This is a genomic window from Pseudomonas sp. K5002 (genome assembly GCF_013386655.1).
Lineage (GTDB): Bacteria > Pseudomonadota > Gammaproteobacteria > Pseudomonadales > Pseudomonadaceae > Aquipseudomonas.
Map to the genome: position 1 here is coordinate 1 of NZ_JACARK010001255.1, position 2,677 is coordinate 2,677.

Sequence of the window (2,677 nt, forward strand, 5' to 3'; positions counted from 1 at the left end):
GGCGAAGATCGAGCGCCTGGCCGATGGCAAGCTGACCTTTGCGGCGCACTGCTGGGTCTCCGGCCCGGCGAGCCTGTGCGGCGAAGACCAGCGCCTGATGCCCGAGCCGAAGCTGCGTTATCACCTCAAGCAGTTCCCAATCGACAGCCTGGCGCAGTGGTTGCCCAAGGATTTCGCCTGGCAGGGCAAGCTCAATGCCGACGTGCAGCTCGACCTGCCGGCCAGCGGCCCCAAAGGCGTGGTCTCGGTGGACGCCAGCGGCGGTACCCTGCGGGTCAAGGACAAGGACCAGTGGCTGGATTTCCCCTACGACACGCTGAAGCTGGAAACCACCCTCAACCCCACGCGCATCGACACCCAGCTCAATTTCCGTGGCGGCAAGCTCGGCGAGTTGCTGTTGCAGGCGCAGCTCAATCCGCTGGCAAAGAACAAGCCGATCACCGGCAACTTCACCCTGACCGGCCTCGACCTCGCGGTGGCCCGCCCCTTTGTACCCATGGTCGAGAAGCTCAACGGCAAGCTCAACGGTAACGGGCGAATTGGCGGCAGCCTGCTGGCGCCTCAGGTCAACGGCAGCATCAACCTGGTGGGGGGTGAAATCTCCGGCCCGGAACTGCCCACCAGCATTGAAGGCCTGAATATCCAGGCGTTGATTGCCGGCGAAAGCGTGCAGCTCAATGGCGGCTGGCGCAGCGGCAAGGCCGGGCAGGGCACTATCAAGGGGCAGATCGACTGGGGCCAGGCCCTGGCGGTGGATATCGCGCTGCAAGGCACGCAACTGCCGGTCACCGTGGAACCGTACGCGGCCCTGGAGGTGGCGCCTGACCTGAAGATCAGCATGAAGAACGACAAGCTGGCGATCTCCGGCAAGGTGCAGATTCCCAAGGGCGAGATCACCGTGCGGGAATTGCCCCCATCGACGGTCAAGGTCTCGGATGACACGGTGATCGTCGGCAGCCAGACCGAAGAGGGCAAGCCGCCGATGGCCATGGCGATGGACATCGATGTGGAGGTAGGCAAGGACAAGCTGAGCTTCGCCGGGTTTGGCCTTACCGCCAACCTGCAAGGCCATGTGCACATCGGCGACAACATGGACACCCGTGGTGAACTGTGGCTCAACGACGGCCGCTACCGGGCCTACGGCCAACGCCTGACTGTGCGCCGCGCGCGATTGTTGTTTGCCGGGCCGATTGACCAGCCGTTCCTGGATATCGAAGCGGTGCGGATCACCACCGAGCCGTCCCGGACCGTCACCGCCGGTATTCGTCTGAGCGGCAGTGCCGAGCAGCCGACTACGCAAATTTTCTCGGAGCCGGCCATGGCCCAAGAGGATGCATTGTCGTACCTGGTGTTGGGGCGTTCGCGCACCACCAACGGTGAGGACAACAACATGCTGGCCGAAGCGGCGCTGGGTCTTGGGTTGATGGGCAGTGCCGGGGTCACGTCGGACATCGCCAAGAACCTGGGCATCCAGGACTTTGAACTGGACACCCAGGGCAGCGGCAACAACACCGCCGTGGTGGCCAGCGGCAAGATCTCCGAGAAGCTCAGCCTGCGTTATGGCGTTGGGGTGTTCGAGCCGGCCAACACCATCGCCTTGCGCTATTTGCTGAGCAAGAAGGTGTACCTGGAAGTGGCCAGCGGCGTGGCCAGCTCCCTGGATATTTTCTACAAGCGCGATTTCTGATCCGTCCACGGTAATGGTGGGAGCCTGGCTCCCACCATTTATCCGCTAATTAGCAAGCAACCTAACTATTCGTTTGACATTCGCTGCCTAGGCAGTAACATCGTGTCACACATTCACTGCTTAGGCAGTTAATAGGCTGGTCACGATGAAGCACTTCACCCCCGAAAACTTCCACAACTGCCACCTCGGCCTGCTGCTGGGCCGAGCTGCGCTGCTCAAAGACAAGATCATCGACACCCACATGGAACCCCACGGCATCACGGCCGCGCAGTTCAAGGTGTTGATCATCATGGCCCAGTACGGCGTCGACACCCCGGCCGAGCTGTGTCGCAACCTGTCCCTCGACAGCGGCTCCATGACCCGTATGCTCGACCGCTTGGAACAAAAGGACCTGCTGGCGCGCAAGCGTTCCGAGCAGGACCGGCGCCAGGTGCAGTTGGTGCTGACCGCCGAAGGCCAGCGCGTGGCCGACATGCTGCCGCACATCGGTGCCCAGGCCCTGAACCAGTTGGCGGGCGCCCTGGAGCCGGGTGAATTGCAAACCCTGGAAAAAATCCTGAAGAAAATTCTGATAGCTGCGGGTGACCCCATCACCATTCAGCGGGTAGGTAGTGCATGAACAATCGCTCCTTGCGTGCCGGCCTCAGCCTTGTGCTGGTGGCCATGACTATGGCCGGTTGTGCCAATTTCAGCGGCTTGAACACAGAAGGCAAACGCCTCGAAGCCAATAACCTGCAAACCGGCAAATCCCTCAGCGGCGTGACCCTGTCCACCGCCGCCTGGCCCACCGCCGACTGGTGGAAAGGCCTTGGCGATCCACAGCTCGACGGCCTGATCCAGGAAGCCCTGCAGAACAGCCCCGACATGCAAGTGGCCAGCGCCCGCGCCCACCAGGCCGAAGCCGCTGCCTATGCTGCCGACGCCGAGCGCATGCCAACCCTGGATGCCAGCGCCGGTGTCAGCCGTTCGCGCCTGGCCAAGGACCAGGAC

Annotated in this window: 3 protein-coding genes; all 3 read left to right on the forward strand. The window is 62.6% G+C overall.

Annotated elements, in window-relative coordinates; genetic code table 11:
* Positions 1 to 1,687, forward strand: a 1,687-nt coding sequence (locus HX846_RS35440) for a translocation/assembly module TamB domain-containing protein (protein WP_178967270.1), incomplete at its 5' end; no start/stop codon positions are given.
* 145 nt (positions 1,688 to 1,832) lie between these two features.
* The gene (locus tag HX846_RS35445; protein ID WP_003211792.1) at positions 1,833 to 2,306 is read left to right on the forward strand and encodes a MarR family winged helix-turn-helix transcriptional regulator; all 474 of its coding nucleotides are present in this window, start codon (positions 1,833 to 1,835) and stop codon (positions 2,304 to 2,306) included.
* A partial coding sequence (locus HX846_RS35450; RefSeq protein ID WP_178967271.1) for a TolC family protein occupies positions 2,303 to 2,677 on the forward strand: 375 nt, incomplete at its 3' end. The genes HX846_RS35445 and HX846_RS35450, both read left to right, overlap by 4 nt.